This is a genomic window from Pelagibacterium sp., assembly GCF_965249125.1.
GTDB lineage: Bacteria > Pseudomonadota > Alphaproteobacteria > Rhizobiales > Devosiaceae > Pelagibacterium.
The window spans coordinates 3,308,476-3,326,021 of record NZ_OZ252217.1 but is presented as its reverse complement, the minus strand read 5'-3'; the positions used below and the strand labels follow the sequence as shown (position 1 = coordinate 3,326,021).

Sequence of the window (17,546 nt, the reverse complement as noted above, 5' to 3'; positions counted from 1 at the left end):
GGAAAAAGCGCCGTGCTGCAAAGTCCTGCCGCGCACGCCGGCGCAGCGTTCAGCCTGTTCGTGAGTAAAATATTGCGCTTTTTCATCTCCCTTCGCCTGCTGCTGGTGTTGGTCCTGGCCCTCGGCGCTCCGGCGTTTTCGGTCACCCCGCTCCTTGCCCAGAACGCCCAGACCGGCGCGGCAAGCGGACTGCCGATTCCGCGCTTTGTCTCGATGCGCAACGCCCCCACCAATGTCCGCGTCGGGCCGGGCACCAATTACGACATCGCCTTTACCTTCCTGCGCCCTGGCGTCCCTGTGGAAATCACCGCCGAATTCGATACATGGCGGCGCATCCGTGACGTTGAAGGCGATGAAGGCTGGGTACACCAGAACCTGGTTGTCGGCGACCGGACGGCGCTTGTCGCCCCCTGGCGGCAAGAGGGGCCCGTCGCCCTGCGCGTGGCGACCAGCCCCGATTCGGCGGTGCGTGCCTGGCTTTCCCCCAACATGCTGGTATCGGTGCGCACCTGCACCGGCACCGCCTGCGAGATCGGCCTCAGCCACACCGGCCCCGATGGTCGCGCCACCAGCTATCAGGGCTTTGTCGCCCAGGAAACGCTCTGGGGCGTCTATGAGGGCGAAGTCTTCGACTGACCGGCCCGTCAGTCGATCGGGTTGCATTCCACCATGTCATAGGGTGTGACCACGCATTCATGTCCGGCTGGGGCCGGCGGTGTCGTGGTCTGGCACGCGCTCGTCATCATCGCCGCGACGAGGACGAGAACCGTTTGCAGCAGTTTCATCGTCCCATCGCTCCGGTGTGCCCTATTGCGTGCGCTTGACCCGGACGATCACATCCACATGGGTCACTTTCATGCCCTCTGGCGCATCGGGAATGCCCGCGATCTTGATCGAATCGGAAGGGATATCCTCGATCCGCTGCTCATCCTCGATAAAGAAGTGATGGTGATCGGTGGTGTCGGTATCGAAATAGGACCGCGCCGCATCCACCGAAATCTCGCGCAACAGCCCGGCCTGCCGGAACTGGTGCAGCGAATTGTAGATCGTGGCCAGCGAAACCGAAACGCCCGCGCCCTCGGCTTCCGAATGGAGCTGTTCGGCGTTGACGTGGCGGTGTGGTCCGGAAAACAGAAGCTCGGCCAGCGCGAGCCGCTGGCGGGTGGGCCGCAGCCCGGCCATGCGCAGCACGGCCATCAGGCAGGGGCCGCGTGAGGGATGCGCCTCGGCCCTAATCGTTGCAGTCATCGGCTCTTTTTAGCGTTTGGAATTGCCATTATTAGGCCGGACTATACCGGTCGGGGCACCCCGACACAAGAACACACCCGGCGGGCCGCTTCGCTCCGCTGTTTTCGCGGCGGTAGCGCTGAGGGCAACGCTTTATAAGCTATTGAAAATAATAGGGATATTGATATTCTTGCAAGCTTGGGAACGCGGGCGGCAGGCTCGGTGTTATCCACCGTCACCACTTGAAAGTGATGCAGCCGGCCCGGTTCTGATTGCCAAGGGTCAGCCAAGGGGTCTAGACTCCATGGTGCCCGTCAGACATTGGGTGCACATCAGTATGGCTCCCGCGCCGGGCATTCGAAACCAGACCAAGAGGCCATCATGAGCTTGCGCGTTTCTGGCAAAAACATGGACGTCGGGGAAACACTGCGTGGCACCGCCACCGATCGGATCGACGCCGTGGTGGGTAAATATTTCGATGGAGGATATGACGGTCATCTCACCCTCGAGCCTGAAGGTATCGGGTTCAAGGCCGACTGCATGATACATCTCGATACCGGCGTCGTTCTGCAGGCGACGGCCTCTGCCAACGATGCCATAGGGGCCTATGAGGATATGGCCACTCACATCGAAAAGCGCCTGCGGCGCTACAAGCGAAAGCTCAAGAACCACAGGCGCGCCACCAACGGGTCCGGGGATGGCTATTCGGCCTATGTGCTCGCCGCGCCCGATGACGATATCGAGCTCGACGAGGATTTCGCTCCCCCCGTCATTGCCGAAGCGACCTCCAATCTGCGCACCATGAGCGTGGGCGAGGCCGTCATGGAGCTTGATCTGTCACAGTCCGATGTAATTGTGTTCCGGCACGCTGGACATGGGGGCATGAATGTGGTTTACCGCCGGGCCGACGGGAACATTGGATGGATCGATCCGGCCCTGTCGCAAACATGACGCGCATTGGCGCGTTTCCGGGAAGGGTGGATGCCACCCTTTCTGCCGGGAAACGCGCCGGACACACCGCCCGCCGGCCGTTGTATAGGACAATGGACATGGCGTGGGCTTGAGACGAGATTGTCGGCGGTCATTGAAGAGAAACGTCACCCAAAAGGTTTGTTAAATGGAACTTGCTGACATCCTGTCGCAGGATTCGATCATTGCCTGCGCTAAGGTCGCGAGCAAACGCCAGCTCCTTCAACTTCTGGCTGATCGTGCGTCTGAACTTGTCGGTATCGATTCGCAGGTGATCTTCGAGACCCTGCAGAACCGCGAACAGCTTGGATCGACCGGCCTGGGCAATGGCATTGCCATCCCCCATGGCAAGATCAAGGGCTTGCCCTGCGTCACGGCGGTTTTTGCCAGCCTTGCGCAGCCGATCGATTTCGACGCGGTCGATGACCAGCCCGTGGATCTGGTCATGATGCTTCTGGCCCCGGAGGGCTCTGGTGCCGATCATTTGAAGGCGCTCAGCCGTGTCGCGCGCCTTTTGCGCGCCGATGGCGTCGTCGATCGGCTTCGCGCCACCAAGGACGGAACCAAGCTTCGCGACATCCTCACCACGCCGTCCGAAGCCATCAACGCGGCCTGATCCACGCGATCTAGAGCGTTTCCAGAATAAGTGGATACCACTTATTCGGTTCGGAAACGCGCCAAATCAGGGACTTAGAGCATGTCTGAGCTTGATTGAATCGATTGTGGATTCCCAAATCGGCTTGGATGTGATTCATCATTGATGCTGGATTGGAGGCCAGCATCCATGATCAAGCCCTATTCCGATGATTTGCGCGAACGTGTTGTTGCTGCAGTTGGCACCGGGGAAAGTTGCCGGTCTGTCGCCGCCCGTTTTGGCGTTGCGGTTTCTTCGGTTGTGAAGTGGTCGCAACGCTCGAGGTCCACGGGGTCGGTCACACCAGATCGAATGGGTGGCCGGCGTCCTGTCATTCTCAATGCGCACAGGCAATTTGTTCTTGAACAGTTTCAGCAGACTCCGCACCTGACCGTGCGGGGTCTGCAAGCGCTTTTGGCCGCACAAGGCGTACAGGTATCCCATGATAGCATATGGCGCTTTATCCGGCGCGAGGGTCTGAGCTTTAAAAAAAAGCCTGTTCGCGCTTGAGCAGGCTCGGGCTGCGGTCGCCCGTCAGCGGCAGCGCTGGAAGTCCTGGCAGGCTTGGCTCGATCCATCGCGGTTGGTGTTCATCGATGAGACGTGGATCAAGACCAATATGGCGCCCCTGCGTGGATGGGGTCCAAAAGGGCGGCGGCTCAAGGGCTATGCGCCGCACGGCCATTGGCGCACCATGACCTTCCTGGCCGGATTGCGCATGGACGGCCTGACGGCGCCCTGCGTGTTCGATGGCCCAATCAACGGGCTCTCGTTCCGCGCCTATGTCGAGCAGGTCCTGATCCCCACGCTCAAGCCGGGTGACATCGTCATTCTCGACAATCTGGGCAGCCACAAAAGCAAGGCCGTGCGGGACGCCATTCGCGCCGCGGGCGCGCGCCTATGGTTCCTGCCGCCCTACTCACCGGACCTCAACCCCATCGAGCAGGTCTTCGCCAAGATCAAGCATTGGATGCGTATAGCGCAACAACGCACGATCGAAGAAACATGGCGCCTGATCGGACACCTCGTCTCAACCATCAAACCCCAGCAATGCAGAAACTACTTCAAGAACGCAGGATATGCTTCAATAAAAACCTGACATGCTCTAGAGCAATTGAAGCGATTCGAAGAAGAGCGGAAATGCTCTAGCCGCCTGGGTTGAACAGGGCCGCCCCCGCAAGGGCGGCCTTCCGTATCGCCCGGCGCCAATATCGTGCATTCCGATGCATCGAAATCGGTATAGACGCTCTCGATTGTCTGGGCCGACGCCCCGGCCATGCTCAACAGCACAGCCATCACCACATCGCGCCCGTGAGGCCAACCGGACGAGCGTCAGCGAGGACCCCGGCCGACTTTTTGGCCGCGCCCTCGCAGGCGCAACGAAGGACATAGGCGCGGTTTTAGCGCCGTCATGTCCGCAGTGGTGCGTGCCGTGAGAGGAAACGGACAAGCGTCAGCGAGGACCCCGGCCAACTTTTTGGCCGCCCCGCCGGAGGGCCAGCGAGAACCATAGGGCGGTTTTAGCCCGTCATGGTTTTCGCGGTGCGGCCCGTGAGGCAGTATGGACGAGGCATCGCCGAGGACCTCGCGCGTCGTCGCGCGCCCCGTCGGAGGCGCAGTGGCGGGCATAGGGCGGTTTTAGCCCGTCATGGTTTTCGCGGTGCGGCCCGTGAGGCAGTATGGACGAGGCATCGCCGAGGACCTCGCGCGTCGTCGCGCGCCCGTCGGAGGCGCAGTGGCGGGCATAGGGCGGTCTTAGCCCGTCATGCCCACCACGGTACGCGCCGTGAGACATAACTAATGCAAAGTCGCCAGGCGCACTTCGTGCCCGTCGATCCAATCCATGATCGCCTCTTCGCTGTCGGCGATCAGCACTGGGGCGCCGTCGGCGCTCATCAGAAGTTCCAGGCGCTGTTCGGCGGGCGCCATGGCGGCCTGGGGGATGAACTCGGCCAGTTCGCCGGCGTCCATCTGCTTGCGGAAAACGACATCCCCGGCGCCCAGCGCGGCGAACTGCGCGGCGGTCAGCGCCTTGAGCGGTTCGGCCGAAACACCCAGATGGGCGTCGGTGAACGCTGTCTTTTCAATGGGCTTGTTCATAACGCATACCTCTCTACTCGACCGAACGGATCTCGATACGGCGGGTCACAGTCTCGGTGACGGGCCGGTATACGGTGATAACGAGGAGGCCGTCTTTCAGTTCGGCGCCCTCTATCCTCATGCCGTCGGCAAGCAGGAAAGTGCGCTGAAACTGCCTTGCGGCAATGCCGCGATGCAGATAGTGGCGCGCACCGTCTTCAGTCTGCCGGCCCCGCACGATCAGCTGATTATCCTCCCCAATCACTTCCAGATCGTTACGAGAAAATCCCGCAACCGCAATGGCGATCGAATAGGTCTCGTCCCCATCCTGGGCGGTCACCCGCTCGATATTGTAGGGAGGATAACCTTCCGAGGCCCGTGCGAGCCGGTCGAAACGTTCTTCGAACGTATCGAAGCCCAGAAGGAATGGGGCGGAAAACAGCGATACCCGTGTCATCGGTCGTTCATGTCCTTGATACCAAGCAACATCCTGACGCTGAACCTGTTTTAGGCTTCATCGTCACTTGGCTATGATATGGGTGACCGTGCGCGCCGTTCAAGAGAACATGTCATGCTGAAAGAACTTGCCGTCTCCATCGTCATGCCCGCCTATAGGGCGCAAGCCACCATCGCGCGCGCCGTCGCTTCGGCGCTGGCCCAGACCCATGTACACTTTGAATTGATCGTGGTTGCCGATGACCAGGAGGATTATGAGGCCATTCTGGGCCGCGCCGGTATCGCCGATCCACGCCTGCGCTTTTTGTCGTCGGGGCTGATCGGCGCAGGGTCCTGCCCGGCCCGCAATGTGGGCCTGGACGCCGCCCGTTACGAAATCGCCGCCATTCTGGACGCCGATGACGCCTTCAAGCCCGAAAAGCTCGAAATCATGACGCCACTGGCCATCCAGTACGGCCTTGTGTCCTGCGCGCTGGACGTCACCACCCCCGACGGCACGCATCTGCGCTATGTGGGCAAGGGCGAAAACCGGCTGCTTTCGCCCGGTGACTATAAATTCACGAATTTTTCAATGGATTCCATGCTGGTCCACGACCGCCGCCGCGCCGATCCGCGCTTTTCGACCACCCAGCCCTCGATGACCGATCTCGACTTCCTTTTGAAACTCTTTGCGACGGTGCCGGCCTGTTTCCACGTCGGCGCGCCCCTGCACGATTACGTGAAGATGCCCGTGTCGCTCTCCAACGGTCCCGGCGTTACCCAGAGGATGGTCGCCTCCAAGACCATGATGCGCAAAGGTCTGGCCGAGGGGCGCTACCCTCTGGCCGACCCGACGGGAATCGTGGGCATGGGGCGGTTTCTCGACATCTCGCTTGCCGCCGAAAAAACCTACGCCCCGCGCCCCGGCGCCAACCCGCCCGATCTGTTTGAAGATCACCTCGAACATCTTTTAAAGCGATAAGCCCAGGCTGGGCGCGGCGGCGGACGGCGTTTCCGCTTCCATGCATCCCATCGCCACGAGGGTTTTCCGCATCGCAACATCGAGCGGCGTGTGCGGCTCGGCTCCCAGAAGCTCCACCAGCCGCGTGTTGTCCATGCGCATCGGATGACGCCAGACCGCCGCGATGTCCGCCGCCTCGCGCGCAAACCCGCCAAACGGCGCCAGAAGCGCCATCCCCCACCAGGGAAAGCGCCAGACTGCCAGCTTGCGCCCCACCTGCCGCTCGATGGCCTCGATCATCACCCTTCCGCTCCCATCATAAACCCCCTCGAACTGCACGCGCTCGAACGGTTTGAGGCGTTCGGGCACCTCGAGCAGCAACGCGAATGCCTCGGCAAGGTCGGGCAGATACGCCCAGCTGTGCCCGGTCCCGCGCGCGATGTTGACGATCCGCCGCACCGGCTTGCCCGGTGCCACCATGGCCTGGGCAAACCAGCTTGACCGCGCTCCCGGCCCGAAAAAATCTCCTGCCCTAACGATCAGGCTTTCCACCTCGGGTGCTGCCTCCTCAAGCCGTGCCTCGAGCGCGACGCGAATGCGGCCCTTGACGCTTTTTGGGTTCTGCGGGCTTGTTTCGCTCAGCACCGGCGTTTGCGCCGGATCGAAATTATAGACGGTGCCCGGAAGCACGATCCGCGCGCCCACCGCCCGTGCAGCAGCGATGGTGTTGTCGATCATCGGCAATACCAGCTTGTCCCAATCGCGATAGCCCGGCGGGTTGACCGCGTGAATAATGGTCGAAACCCCTTCCGCCGCGCGCAACACATCCGCCCGGTTCATGGCGTCTCCGCCCACCCACCGGATTCCTGTCGGTCCGTTGCGCTGCGCTGTGCCGAGGTCCCGCGCCAGCCCGCGCACCGTCCAGCCCTTGCCAGGCAGGGCGGCGGCGATAGCGCCGCCCACCCCGCCAGTGGCCCCCAGAACCAATGCCGTTCTCTTTTCGCTCTCCATGATCAAAATCCTTCGTCCGCATTTCCGATGAACGAAAAATGGGCTCCCATGCATTGAAAATAAATTGTCAAAACTTAAAGCGTTGCCTACAAGAAATTTATGAAGCAAGCCGTCACCTGGGACGACCAGCGCATTTTCCTCGCTGTCCTCGAAGCGGGCAGCCTTTCGGGCGCGGCACGCCGACTTGGTCTGTCCCACCCCACCGTCCGCAGCCGCATCGAGGCGCTTGAAACCGATCTGGGCACCGTACTGTTCACCCGCTCGATGACCGGGCTCACGCCCACCGAGGCGGCAGAGGCCCTGCGCGAGCCGGCCCGCGCCATGGCCATCGCGTCGGAGGTTTTTACGCGCCGCGCTTCGGCGCCCTTCGGGGAAATCGCCGGCATCGTGCGCCTGAGCGTGCCCGAGTTCATGGGCATCGAAGTCATTCCCGCGATGCTCGAAACTCTCCGGACGTCGCACCCGGCCATTCGCATCGAGCTCTCATTATCCAATCTGCGGGCCGACCTGTTGAGCCAGGAGGTCGATCTTGCGGTCCGCACGGTCGCGCCGGACCAGAAAGCGCTTGTGGCCCGCAAGGTTGCAACCATTCCTTTGGGCATGTTTGCCAGCCACGCCTATGTGGCGCGTCGCGGCCGGCCTGAAACGCTTGAGGATCTGGCCGATCACGACATGATCGGGCCCGATCGCGATCCGCTCGATCTCCAACTTGCCCAGCGGCTGGGTCTGACCTTTGCCTTCAACCGCATGGTGCTGCGCACCGACAGTCATCCGGCCCAGATCGCCGCGGCCCGGGCCGGGGTGGGCATCGCCGTGGCGCAGGTTCCGTTGTGCGAGGCCGACCCGCGCCTCGTGCGCATCCTGCCCGGTTACGCACCGGTCGAAATGGGCACCTGGATCGTCACCCATGAAAACCTGGCCCGCGTGCCGCGCGTCCGCGCCGTGTTCGATACGCTCGTTGCCGGTTTCCACGCCATGATGCGCAAGCCATTGGAGCTCGACGCAACCAGTTCGCCTCCTCGCGCGTTATAATATCGTCCTTTTTCGGGACGAACCTTCAAATGCTGTTGTGGGGACAAAATGGAAGACGCAGGAATTGGCTGGATTGCAGCCATCATCATCGGCGGTCTGGCTGGCTGGATAGCTTCGGCCATCATGAAGACCGGCACGGGAATTTTTCTTAACATCGTTCTCGGCATCGTCGGTGCGGCGATTGCCAGCTTTCTGTTTGGTATTATCGGAATCTCGTTCGGCGGCTGGTTTGGCTATCTGATTGCCGGGCTGATCGGCGCGTGCATTCTCATCGCGCTTGTCAGGGCCGTTCGACGCTAAAAAGTTTGCAAAAAGCGATATTCAGGCCGGCGCCCGTCCCAGGGCGCCGGTCTTTTTCGTGCCTTGGTAGAGTCACCCTTGGTCGATATCCATAGGCCGCCAAAGACCACTTGGTAGCGTTTGCCTTCTATTTTTCCCCCGACCACCGACACAAAGGGGGACTTCATGCCAAACGGCCGCCGTCTGCCCTCGCGGCAAAAATGGTGTAGCGAGGCGGGCACCTCCGCCGTCGAATTCGCGCTGATCGCACCCGTTTTCCTGCTGCTTATGTTCGGCGCCATTGGCTATGGCATCTATTTCGGTGCCGCCCACTCGGTCCAGCAGCTGGCCGCCGACGCGGCCCGTGCCGCGGTTGCCGGGCTCTCGGACGCCGAGCGCATCTCGCTGGCCAATGCCTTCCTCGCCGGCAATGGCGCGGCCTATGTGTTGCTCGACCCCGATCGCCTGACCATCCAGGCCACCCCCAGCCCGTCCGATCCCGACCAGTTCCTGGTCAGCATCAGCTATGATGCCTCCGCGCTTCCCATCTGGAACCTCCATCCCCCTTTGCCCCTGCCCGGCAAAACCATCAGTTTTTCCTCCACCATTCGCAATGGCGGGGTGTGATCGATGGACCCGTTCGCCCGCTTCCTCGCCGATATCAGGGCCAATGTCGTAACGCTTTTTGCCGCCGGCGCCCCGGTGCTGCTCGGCGTTGCCGCTTTCGCCGTCGATGAAGCCTCGCTTCACCTCGAAAAGCGTCGCTTGCAATCGGCCGCCGATCTGGCCGCCATCCATGCCGCCGCCAGTCCCGCCAACGCCGCTGACCGCGTGCGGCTGGCGCTGGCCGATGCTGGGTATGACCTTCTGCCCGAAACAATCATCGTCCAGACCGGCCATTACGCCCCCGATCCATCGCTCGCGCCCGCTGATCGTTTCGCCCCCGATACCGGCCCCGTCAACGCGGCCCGGGTCACCCTGCGCAGTGAGGGCACCGTTCATTTCGCTTCAATTTTCGGCTTTCCCCCGCCCCGGATCGGTGTTGTGGCCACCGCCAGCGCCACGCCCCAGGCCGCCTGGTCCATCGGCTCACGCCTCGCCAGCCTCGATGGCGGCGTGCTCAACGCCGTGCTGGGCGGCCTCCTGGGCACCGAGCTGTCCCTGACGCTCCTCGACTACAACGCCATCGCCAGTGTCGATATTTCGCTCCTCGACTTTCTCGACGCGCTGGCCGGTGAAGTCGATCTGGAGGTCGGCACCTATTCCGAACTGCTCGATGCCGACGTCTCGCTCGGCGCCATCGCTGCCGCCATCGCCTCTGCTTCGGGAGGCAATGCGGTTCTTGTGAATCTGGCCGGGCTGATTGACGATTCTATCAGTGTGGATATGGCGCGCCTTATCGTCGCCGAGGGGCTGGCCGGACTGGCGCTCGGCACCTCGGCGGCCGTCGAGGCCAGCGTCGATGCGCTCGGGCTCCTGTCCGCCGCCGCGCTGGTGGCCGATGGCAACCGCTATGTCAGCCTCGAACTGGGGGCCGGCGTGCCGGGCATCGCGGGCATCGATATGGCGCTTGTGATTGGCGAGCCGCCGGTCACCGGCTGGTTCACGCTATCGGGCGAGGGCGATTACCTGCGCACCGCCCAGACCCGGCTCCGGCTCGATATCTCGGTTCTGGGCAATGGCGGCGGGCTGGGTCTTCTCGACATCAGCCTGCCCATCTATGCCGAACTCGCCCCCGCCGAGGCGCAGATGACCAGCCTGTCCTGCCCGCCCGGTCGCCCCGATCAGGGCACGGCCACTATCGCCGCCAGCCCCGGCGTGCTGCGGCTCGCCGTCGGCCATACCCCGCAATCGGCGTTTCTCGATACCCAAAGCCCGCTGGTCATCACCAAAACCCCGATCGTCTCGCTTCTGGGCGGCATCGCTCGGGTCAGTGCCCGCGCCGATATCTCAATGAGCCAGACGAGCCCTGTTCCGCTCTATTTCACCGCCCTTGACGCCGCCAACGGCACCGTGCGCACGGCAGCCACGCAAACACCCGTCTCGAGCCTTACCGGCGCGCTGATCGGCGATCTCGATCTCGAGCTGGAGCTTCTTTCGATCAACCTGCTCGGCTCCCTGCTTTCGGGCGCGCTCGGCACCGTGGAAACCCTGCTCGACCCTGTCCCGCTGGTCCTCGATGAGGTCCTGATGGTGCTGTTCGACGCTCTGGGCATCGGGCTGGGCGAAGTCGATGTGGCCGTCCACGGCTTCGACTGCCGCAACGCCGCCCTGGTGCAATAAGGTTCCCGAAGGGGTTCCGGCACCCTCGCCGCCACACCCTCCCCTGGTCATCCCGGCCCTGAGCCGGGAGCCAGTACACTCGGCGTTCGTGATAGAAGCATCGCCTCGGCGCCCGGAACAACGCCGGTGTGAAGTTCGATTTCCCACTTCGCCACCCACGCTGCCCGGACGAAAGCCGAGGGTCTGCATCCTCGCCGCCACACCCCCCCTTGGTCATCCCGGCCTTGAGCCGGGATCCAGTACACTCGGCATTCGTGATAGAATCCAACAAGTCCGCCGTTGACTCGGGTCTTCGTCCGGGACGACGCCGGTGGGAACGATCGATTTTGTAATCCGCTTCAAGCCGCCACCTTCGCCGCCCCGGCGAAAGCCGGGGCCCAGCAGCATCCCGGTAGTCGACGACTTAAATGCTCGCGCTACCCCTTCGCCTTGCCATTGGGATGGAGCGTTTCGCCCCGCGCCAGCATGGCGACGAATTTTTCGATATTGCGGGCCCGCGTCTCGGCCCTCTTGACCCCGTTGATCCGGAACATCAGCGCATAGAGATTGGCGCGGTTGAGCGTTTCATAAACCGCGAGCGCCTCGGGGTTTGCCCGCACCGCTTCGACAAAATCCTCGGGCATGGTGAACTCGGCTCCCGACGAATACGCCGCGTCCCAGCGCCCGTCTCCCTTGGCGGCCTCGACCTGGATCAGCCCCGGCTCGCGCATCAGCCCGTCTTCGATCAGCTTTTCGGCATGCCGGGTGTTGATCTGGCTCCAGATCGATTTCTTGCGCCGCGGGGTAAAGCGCAAAAGGTATGATTTTTCGTCGTGCTTTTTCTTGATCCCGTCGATCCACCCCCAGCACAACCCGGCCCGCACCGCCTCCTCATAGGTGATCGTCTCGACCCCCGAGCCCTTCTTGAAAAACTGAACCCAAACCTCATCCCAGGCGCCCCCATGCTGGGCCAGCCAGCCATAAAAGCTATCGAAATCGGCAAACGGACGAATTTTGTCGGGATCTGGAATGACGGGCGGCATGACGACTCCTCTTTTGTGCGACTCTACAGCGAGGCGTCTTGCGTGCAAGGGAGGAAGGAAGGCCTCCTCACCCGTCTGGCTACGCCATCCGACCTCTCCCCCAAGGGGAGAGGTGAAGCACGGGGGCTTGCGGCGTTTCTTACCTCTCCCTTGGGGGAGAGGTCGGCGCGAAGCGACGGGTGAGGGGGCCTTCCTTGTGCAATGCCGAGTGGCTTTGGAAGAGCGCGGCGAGGACCCCGGCGACCGTTCGCCGCCCCGCGGTAGGGCCGGCGCGCGTCATATCGTGAGCGGCGCAGCCCGTGAGACGGAACAAACCAATTCGCGGCGCCAGCGCCCCCGAAAAACGTCAACATCAAAGGAAGAATGGTGGAGCCAAGCGGGATCGAACCGCTGACCTCCTGCATGCCATGCAGGCGCTCTCCCAGCTGAGCTATGGCCCCAAATCTTGGGTGGCGCATCAGGCGCCGTCCGGGTGGTCCCTCAGGTGCCCTGAGCGAACGGGCGGAACCTAGTGAGAAGTGTTTTGCGACGCAAGAGCAAATTTCACCCTGCGTCGCAAATTTTTCTTGCGCGTACTATCCGTGCCCCGCCAACCGGCAACTGCCCGACCCGACGAGGCGAAGCCGAGGAGCCCGGCGACCGTTCGCCGCCCTGCCGGAGGGCCAGCGCGCGGCATAGCGCGGCTTTAGCGCGTCATGCCGCGCGCGGTGCGGCCCGTGAGGCAAAACAATCGAGCGCTTTAGCGCTCGTCATCATCCACTTCGACGTCGAAATCGATGTCGTCTTCGTCGTCATCGGTCTCCAGGAAGCTGTCGTCGTCGTCGCCGCCCAGATCTTCGTCCACTTCGACGTCCTCGACATCGGGGATATCGTCGTCGTCATTGTCATCATCGTCGTCGCTATCGGCTTCCGCGTCGCTGAGCGAAATGACTTCGGCGCCCGCCTCCTGGGCGGCGACATCCACATCGGCTTCCTCGACTTCTTCTTCCTCAGCGACCTTCTCGGCCTTGCGCTCCTTGGCGCCGTACTTGGTGGCCGCCTTTTCCTGAGCGGCTTCGAAAAAGCTCAGGGGATAGGATTTGCCGGTATAGGGCGAGACCACGGGGTCCTTGCCCAGATCGTAAAATTTCTTGCCCGTCACCGGGCATGTCCGCTTGGTACCGCGTTCGTCACTGGCCAAGGCAATTCCCCATTCATCTGCTGCTGTAGGGTTGGCATTTCGAGCGCCCCGAAAAACGCTATCGGCTTTTTATTAAGGGGCGCAACAGGCATAAAGTGTGGGCGCAACACCCCGGATAGGAAAGGGCGGCCACGTTGGGGTTCGGTTAGCGTGAAATTTTCGCTGCTGTCAAACCCAAAATTTAAGCGGCCCTGCCCGCAATTGGCAGGCAGATGCGATCATGCTAAGCCCGACCTCGTTTTTACCCTTTCCAGTCCCGGTTCGTTTGCCATGTCCCATGCCCTCCCGCCGCGTCCGCGCGCCAGTCACAATGCCGGCGCCCTTTCCGGGTCCATAAGGGTGCCCGGCGACAAGTCGATTTCCCACCGCGCCATGATGTTCGGCGCCATGGCGCTCGGCCGCTCCACCGTCACCGGCCTGCTCGAAGGCGAGGATGTGCTGGCGACGGGCCGCGCCATGCAGGCTCTTGGCGCCCGGGTCGAAAAGATCGGCGAGACCTGGCAGATCGACGGATTGGGCGTCGGCGGTTTTCTCGCGCCCCAGGCCGATCTCGATTTCGGCAATGCCGGCACCGGCGTGCGCCTGACCATGGGGCTTGTCGGCGCCTATCCGTTCGTAACCCGTTTTATGGGCGATGCCTCGCTTTCGGCGCGCCCCATGGGCCGCGTGCTCGATCCGCTGCGCGCCATCGGCGTCGAAGTTGTCGAGCACCATGAAAACCGCCTGCCCATAGCCCTCAAGGGCCCAGCCGATCCCGTGCCGGTGCATTATCGCGTGCCCATGGCCTCGGCCCAGGTCAAATCCTGCGTTCTGCTGGCCGGCCTGGTCATCCCCGGCACAACCACGGTCATCGAACCGATCATGACCCGCGATCACACCGAAAAGATGCTTGAAGGCTTCGGCGCCGATATTGCCGTCGCCACCGATGCAGATGGCGTGCGCACCATCACCGTGGCCGGCCTGCCCGATCTCAAGGCCCAGGAACTGATCGTCCCCGGCGATCCGTCTTCGGCCGGCTTCCCGCTGGTCGCGGCCCTCATCGTGCCGGGCTCGGAGGTGACCATCGAAAACGTTCTGATGAACCCCACCCGCACCGGGCTGATCGATACGCTCATCGAAATGGGCGGCGACATCACAATCGAGAACCGCCGCGTCTCGGGCGGCGAGGATATCGCCGACCTCCGCGTCAAACATTCGGCGCTCAAGGGTGTCTCGGTCCCCGCTTCCCGCGCCCCCTCGATGATCGACGAATACCCGGTCCTTGCCGTCGCTGCCGCCTTTGCCGAAGGCGTCACCCACATGGAAGGGCTCGAGGAATTGCGGGTAAAAGAATCCGACCGCCTCGCCGCCGTCGCCCGCGGGCTCGAGGCCAATGGCGTTGTCTGCGAGGAGGGCCAAGATTTCCTCACCGTCACCGGCAAGGGGTCCGTTCCCGGCGGCGGCAGTGTCGCAACCCATCTCGATCACCGCATCGCCATGAGCTTTCTCGTCATGGGCCTGGCCGCCGACAAACCCGTCACCGTCGATGACGACAGGATGATCGCCACGTCCTTCCCCAGTTTCGAGCCCGATTTCACCCGGCTGGGCGCCGGCTTTTCGAGAAGCGAGGACGCCGCATGATTATCGCGGTCGATGGACCGGCGGCTTCGGGCAAGGGCACCATCGCCGCCGCGCTGGGCCGGCACTTTAACCTGCCGCACCTTGATACCGGCCTGCTCTACCGGGCCGTCGGGCTGGCGGTCAAAGCCCATATCGATGCCCCCGGCATCGAGGCGCTGGCCACCAGGGCCGCCCAGGAACTGGACGCCGCCGCCATCGACCCCGAATATTTGCTCGGTGCGGAAGTGGGCGTTCTGGCCTCAAAGATCGCCGTCTTCCCTGGCGTGCGCAAAGCCCTCTTTGCCTTCCAGCGCGATTTCGCAACCCAGCCGCTCGGCGCCGTGCTCGATGGCCGCGATATCGGCACCACAATCGCCCCCGAAGCCGACGCCAAGCTGTTTATCGTCGCCGACGCCCACATTCGCGCCGACCGCCGCGCCCGCCAGATCGAGGCGCGCGGCCAGAATGTCGATCGCGAAAAGCTTCTTGCCGATATTAAGGCCCGCGACGCGCGTGACGCCGCCGCCCCCCATGGCGGATTTCACCCCGCGCACGATGCGGTCTTGCTCGATACGACCAATTTGGATATAGAAGCCGCCATTACGGCAGCCATCGCGCAAGTGGAGGCGGCTATCGCCCGCAAGTCGGCCCGCTCTTAAAAGAGCGAAGGCAAAATCCAAGCTTGCGGCGTTGGGCCACAAATCTTTCGCACCCGAACCCGCCTTAAGGGTTCACCTGCCCTGTCAGTATTCGCCGGTTTGAAAATCAGCGCTGCCAATCCCATATGGGGTGGAGCGCCGCTTTGATTGCGGCAAATTCTTATTCACATCGTCAACACCAACCCAATGTTCCGGGCAGGCCGCTCGGAATGGAGTTTTAATGGCTAACCAGACCGCATCTGCAGAAGATTTCGAACAGCTCCTTTTCGAGAGCTTTCACGACATCGATCCCGTCGAGGGCACCGTTGTCAAAGGCAAGGTCGTCGCGATCGAAAAAGACCTCGCCATCATCGACGTTGGACTGAAGACCGAAGGCCGCGTGCCGATGAAGGAATTCGGCGCCGCCGGCCGCGACGGCACCATTGCCGTGGGCTCGGAAGTCGAAGTCTATGTCGACCGCGTCGAGAACGCGATGGGCGAGGCTGTCCTCTCCCGTGAGAAGGCCCGCCGCGAAGAAAGCTGGGTCCGCCTCGAAGTCCTTTACGACAAGGGCGAAAAGGTCGAAGGCCAGATCTTCAACCAGGTCAAGGGCGGTTTCACCGTCGATCTCGATGGCGCCGTGGCCTTCCTGCCGCGCTCCCAGGTCGATATCCGTCCCATCCGCGACATCGCTCCGCTGATGAACGTTCCCCAGCCCTTCCAGATCCTCAAGATGGACAAGCGCCGCGGCAATATCGTCGTTTCGCGCCGCGCCATTCTCGAGGAATCGCGCGCCGAACAGCGTTCGGAAATCGTCCAGCAGCTCGAAGAGGGCCAGGTGGTCGAAGGCGTCGTCAAGAACATCACCGATTACGGTGCGTTCGTTGATCTGGGCGGCATCGACGGCCTGCTGCACGTCACCGATATCGCGTGGCGCCGCGTCAATCATCCCAACGAAGTCCTGGCGATCGGCGAGACCATCAAGGTCCAGATCATCCGCGTCAATCAGGAAAGCCATCGTATTTCGCTGGGCATGAAGCAGCTCCAGGCCGACCCCTGGGAAGGCATTGCCGCCAAGTACCCGGTCGAAGCCAAGTTCACTGGCCGCGTGACCAACATCACCGATTACGGTGCGTTCGTCGAACTCGAGCCGGGCATCGAAGGCCTGATCCACGTCTCGGAAATGAGCTGGACCAAAAAGAACGTCCACCCGGGCAAGATCGTCTCGACCTCCCAGGAAGTCGAAGTGGTCGTTCTCGAAGTCGATCCCGAAAAGCGCCGCATTTCCCTCGGCCTCAAGCAGACCCTCTCCAATCCGTGGGAAAGCTTTGCCGACAAGTTCCCCGTCGGCGCCGAGATCGAAGGCGAAGTCAAGAACAAGACCGAATTCGGCCTGTTCATTGGCCTCGACGGCGATGTGGACGGCATGGTCCACCTCTCCGATCTCGACTGGAACCGTCCGGGCGAAGAAGCGCTTGAGGATTACAACCGTGGCGATATCGTCAAGGCCAAGGTTCTCGACGTCGATATCGACAAGGAACGCATTTCCCTCGGCATCAAGCAGCTGGGTTCCGATGCGATGGCTGATGCCGCTGCCGGCTCCGATGGCCTCCGCAAGGGTGCCATCGTCACCACCGAAGTCACCGCCGTTACCGATGGTGGCCTCGAAGTGCGCCTCGCCGATACCGACCTCACCGCCTTCATCCGCCGCTCCGATCTGAGCCGCGACCGTGAAGACCAGCGCCCCGAACGCTTCGCCGTCGGCGAAAAGGTCGATGCCCGCATCACCCAGTTCGACAAAAAGACCCGCCGCATCGGCCTGTCCATCAAGGCCCTTGAAATCGCCGAAGAAAAAGAAGCCGTCGCCCAATACGGCTCCTCGGACTCCGGCGCTTCGCTGGGCGACATTCTTGGCGCTGCGCTGAAAGGCCAGGACAAGAAGTAAGCGCACGGAGTGCTGCCAGGAAAAGTGGCTCCCACTTTTCCGGTTCGGCAGCGCGACCACAAATAAGTGTGTTTGACTTTAAGGGGCTCGCGCGAAAGCGCGGGCCTCTTTTTTGATGCCGAGTTGTTGGTGGGCAGCCTTCTCAAGGGTTTGCGTCTGAGTTGCGGTAGGGGGCGTCGGCATGGGTGGTCAAAAGATATAGGCTGACGTTCAGTAAACCTGCGTAGTTGAAGAGTCCGCGCCTAATGCTGC

Annotated in this window: 19 protein-coding genes and 1 tRNA gene; 12 read left to right on the top strand and 8 right to left on the bottom strand. The window is 62.4% G+C overall.

What is annotated here, in order from left to right:
- Nucleotides 1-72: 72 nt before the first annotated feature.
- Nucleotides 73-636: an SH3 domain-containing protein gene (locus ACP148_RS16150; protein WP_421952213.1), complete on the top strand. Its 564-nt coding sequence runs from the start codon at nt 73-75 to the stop codon at nt 634-636.
- Nucleotides 637-644: 8 nt separating this feature from the next.
- On the opposite strand, the gene ACP148_RS16145 is transcribed toward ACP148_RS16150, so the two are convergent.
- Nucleotides 645-785 carry a hypothetical protein gene (locus ACP148_RS16145; RefSeq protein WP_421952214.1) on the bottom strand — a complete coding sequence of 47 codons (141 nt, stop codon included), beginning with the start codon at nt 783-785 and terminating at the stop codon, nt 645-647.
- A 22-nt stretch (nt 786-807) separates the two neighbouring features.
- Nucleotides 808-1,248 (bottom strand): iron response transcriptional regulator IrrA, encoded by a 441-nt coding sequence (gene irrA, locus ACP148_RS16140; protein ID WP_338608292.1) that lies wholly within the window; start codon nt 1,246-1,248, stop codon nt 808-810.
- A gap of 360 nt (nt 1,249-1,608) precedes the next feature.
- Between irrA and hpf the strand changes: the two genes are divergently transcribed.
- The 3 genes from hpf to ACP148_RS16125 all read left to right on the top strand — a co-directional run bounded on the left by hpf (nt 1,609) and on the right by ACP148_RS16125 (nt 3,929).
- The gene (gene hpf, locus ACP148_RS16135; RefSeq protein WP_421952215.1) at nt 1,609-2,178 is read left to right on the top strand and encodes a ribosome hibernation-promoting factor, HPF/YfiA family; all 570 of its coding nucleotides are present in this window, start codon (nt 1,609-1,611) and stop codon (nt 2,176-2,178) included.
- A gap of 166 nt (nt 2,179-2,344) precedes the next feature.
- The gene (locus tag ACP148_RS16130) at nt 2,345-2,812 is read left to right on the top strand and encodes a PTS sugar transporter subunit IIA (protein WP_421952216.1); all 468 of its coding nucleotides are present in this window, start codon (nt 2,345-2,347) and stop codon (nt 2,810-2,812) included.
- Nucleotides 2,813-2,980: 168 nt separating this feature from the next.
- A protein-coding gene (locus ACP148_RS16125; protein WP_421951019.1) for an IS630 family transposase occupies nt 2,981-3,929 on the top strand; the annotation gives its coding sequence in 2 pieces (ribosomal slippage) (nt 2,981-3,316 and nt 3,318-3,929; 948 coding nt in all).
- Between the two features lie 698 nt (nt 3,930-4,627).
- On the opposite strand, the gene ACP148_RS16120 is transcribed toward ACP148_RS16125, so the two are convergent.
- Together ACP148_RS16120 and ACP148_RS16115 are read right to left on the bottom strand one after the other, a co-directional pair.
- On the bottom strand, nt 4,628-4,930 hold the full coding sequence (locus ACP148_RS16120) for a DUF1150 family protein (RefSeq protein WP_421952217.1): 303 nt from the start codon (nt 4,928-4,930) through the stop codon (nt 4,628-4,630).
- A 13-nt stretch (nt 4,931-4,943) separates the two neighbouring features.
- A complete protein-coding gene (locus ACP148_RS16115) occupies nt 4,944-5,366 on the bottom strand; it encodes an Hsp20 family protein (RefSeq protein WP_421952218.1) in 423 nt (140 codons plus the stop codon).
- 114 nt (nt 5,367-5,480) lie between these two features.
- On the opposite strand from ACP148_RS16115, the gene ACP148_RS16110 reads away from it, so the two are divergent.
- Complete coding sequence (locus ACP148_RS16110) at nt 5,481-6,326, top strand: glycosyltransferase family 2 protein (protein ID WP_421952219.1); 846 nt, start codon at nt 5,481-5,483, stop codon at nt 6,324-6,326.
- On the opposite strand, the gene ACP148_RS16105 is transcribed toward ACP148_RS16110, so the two are convergent.
- On the bottom strand, nt 6,315-7,316 hold the full coding sequence (locus ACP148_RS16105; protein WP_421952220.1) for an NAD-dependent epimerase/dehydratase family protein: 1,002 nt from the start codon (nt 7,314-7,316) through the stop codon (nt 6,315-6,317). The genes ACP148_RS16110 and ACP148_RS16105 overlap by 12 nt on opposite strands.
- Nucleotides 7,317-7,415: 99 nt before the next feature.
- On the opposite strand from ACP148_RS16105, the gene ACP148_RS16100 reads away from it, so the two are divergent.
- From ACP148_RS16100 to ACP148_RS16085, 4 genes are all read left to right on the top strand, one after another.
- Nucleotides 7,416-8,348: a LysR family transcriptional regulator gene (locus ACP148_RS16100; protein ID WP_421952221.1), complete on the top strand. Its 933-nt coding sequence runs from the start codon at nt 7,416-7,418 to the stop codon at nt 8,346-8,348.
- 48 nt (nt 8,349-8,396) lie between these two features.
- Nucleotides 8,397-8,648, top strand: coding sequence for a GlsB/YeaQ/YmgE family stress response membrane protein (locus ACP148_RS16095; protein ID WP_425033574.1), 252 nt, complete (start codon nt 8,397-8,399; stop codon nt 8,646-8,648).
- A gap of 165 nt (nt 8,649-8,813) precedes the next feature.
- Nucleotides 8,814-9,254, top strand: a complete 441-nt coding sequence (locus ACP148_RS16090) for a TadE family protein (protein ID WP_421952222.1) — start codon at nt 8,814-8,816, stop codon at nt 9,252-9,254.
- A gap of 3 nt (nt 9,255-9,257) precedes the next feature.
- Complete coding sequence (locus ACP148_RS16085) at nt 9,258-10,910, top strand: TadG family pilus assembly protein (protein ID WP_421952223.1); 1,653 nt, start codon at nt 9,258-9,260, stop codon at nt 10,908-10,910.
- A gap of 416 nt (nt 10,911-11,326) precedes the next feature.
- Here ACP148_RS16085 and ACP148_RS16080 read toward each other — a convergent pair whose 3' ends face one another.
- From ACP148_RS16080 to ACP148_RS16070, 3 genes are all read right to left on the bottom strand, one after another.
- Nucleotides 11,327-11,932, bottom strand: coding sequence for a YdeI/OmpD-associated family protein (locus ACP148_RS16080; protein WP_421952224.1), 606 nt, complete (start codon nt 11,930-11,932; stop codon nt 11,327-11,329).
- Nucleotides 11,933-12,296: 364 nt separating this feature from the next.
- Nucleotides 12,297-12,372: transfer RNA gene (locus tag ACP148_RS16075), tRNA-Ala, on the bottom strand.
- A 299-nt stretch (nt 12,373-12,671) separates the two neighbouring features.
- Nucleotides 12,672-13,112: a TIGR02300 family protein gene (locus ACP148_RS16070; protein ID WP_421952225.1), complete on the bottom strand. Its 441-nt coding sequence runs from the start codon at nt 13,110-13,112 to the stop codon at nt 12,672-12,674.
- Between the two features lie 270 nt (nt 13,113-13,382).
- Here ACP148_RS16070 and aroA point away from each other — a divergent pair, with 270 nt between their 5' ends.
- The 3 genes from aroA (at nt 13,383) to rpsA (ending at nt 17,294) form a co-directional block, all read left to right on the top strand.
- A complete protein-coding gene (gene aroA / locus ACP148_RS16065) occupies nt 13,383-14,732 on the top strand; it encodes a 3-phosphoshikimate 1-carboxyvinyltransferase (protein ID WP_421952226.1) in 1,350 nt (449 codons plus the stop codon).
- Nucleotides 14,729-15,370 carry a (d)CMP kinase gene (cmk, locus tag ACP148_RS16060; protein WP_421952227.1) on the top strand — a complete coding sequence of 214 codons (642 nt, stop codon included), beginning with the start codon at nt 14,729-14,731 and terminating at the stop codon, nt 15,368-15,370. The genes aroA and cmk overlap by 4 nt, the downstream gene beginning before the upstream one ends.
- Before the next feature lie 220 nt (nt 15,371-15,590).
- Nucleotides 15,591-17,294 (top strand): 30S ribosomal protein S1, encoded by a 1,704-nt coding sequence (gene rpsA, locus ACP148_RS16055; RefSeq protein WP_421952228.1) that lies wholly within the window; start codon nt 15,591-15,593, stop codon nt 17,292-17,294.
- Nucleotides 17,295-17,546 lie beyond the last annotated feature (252 nt).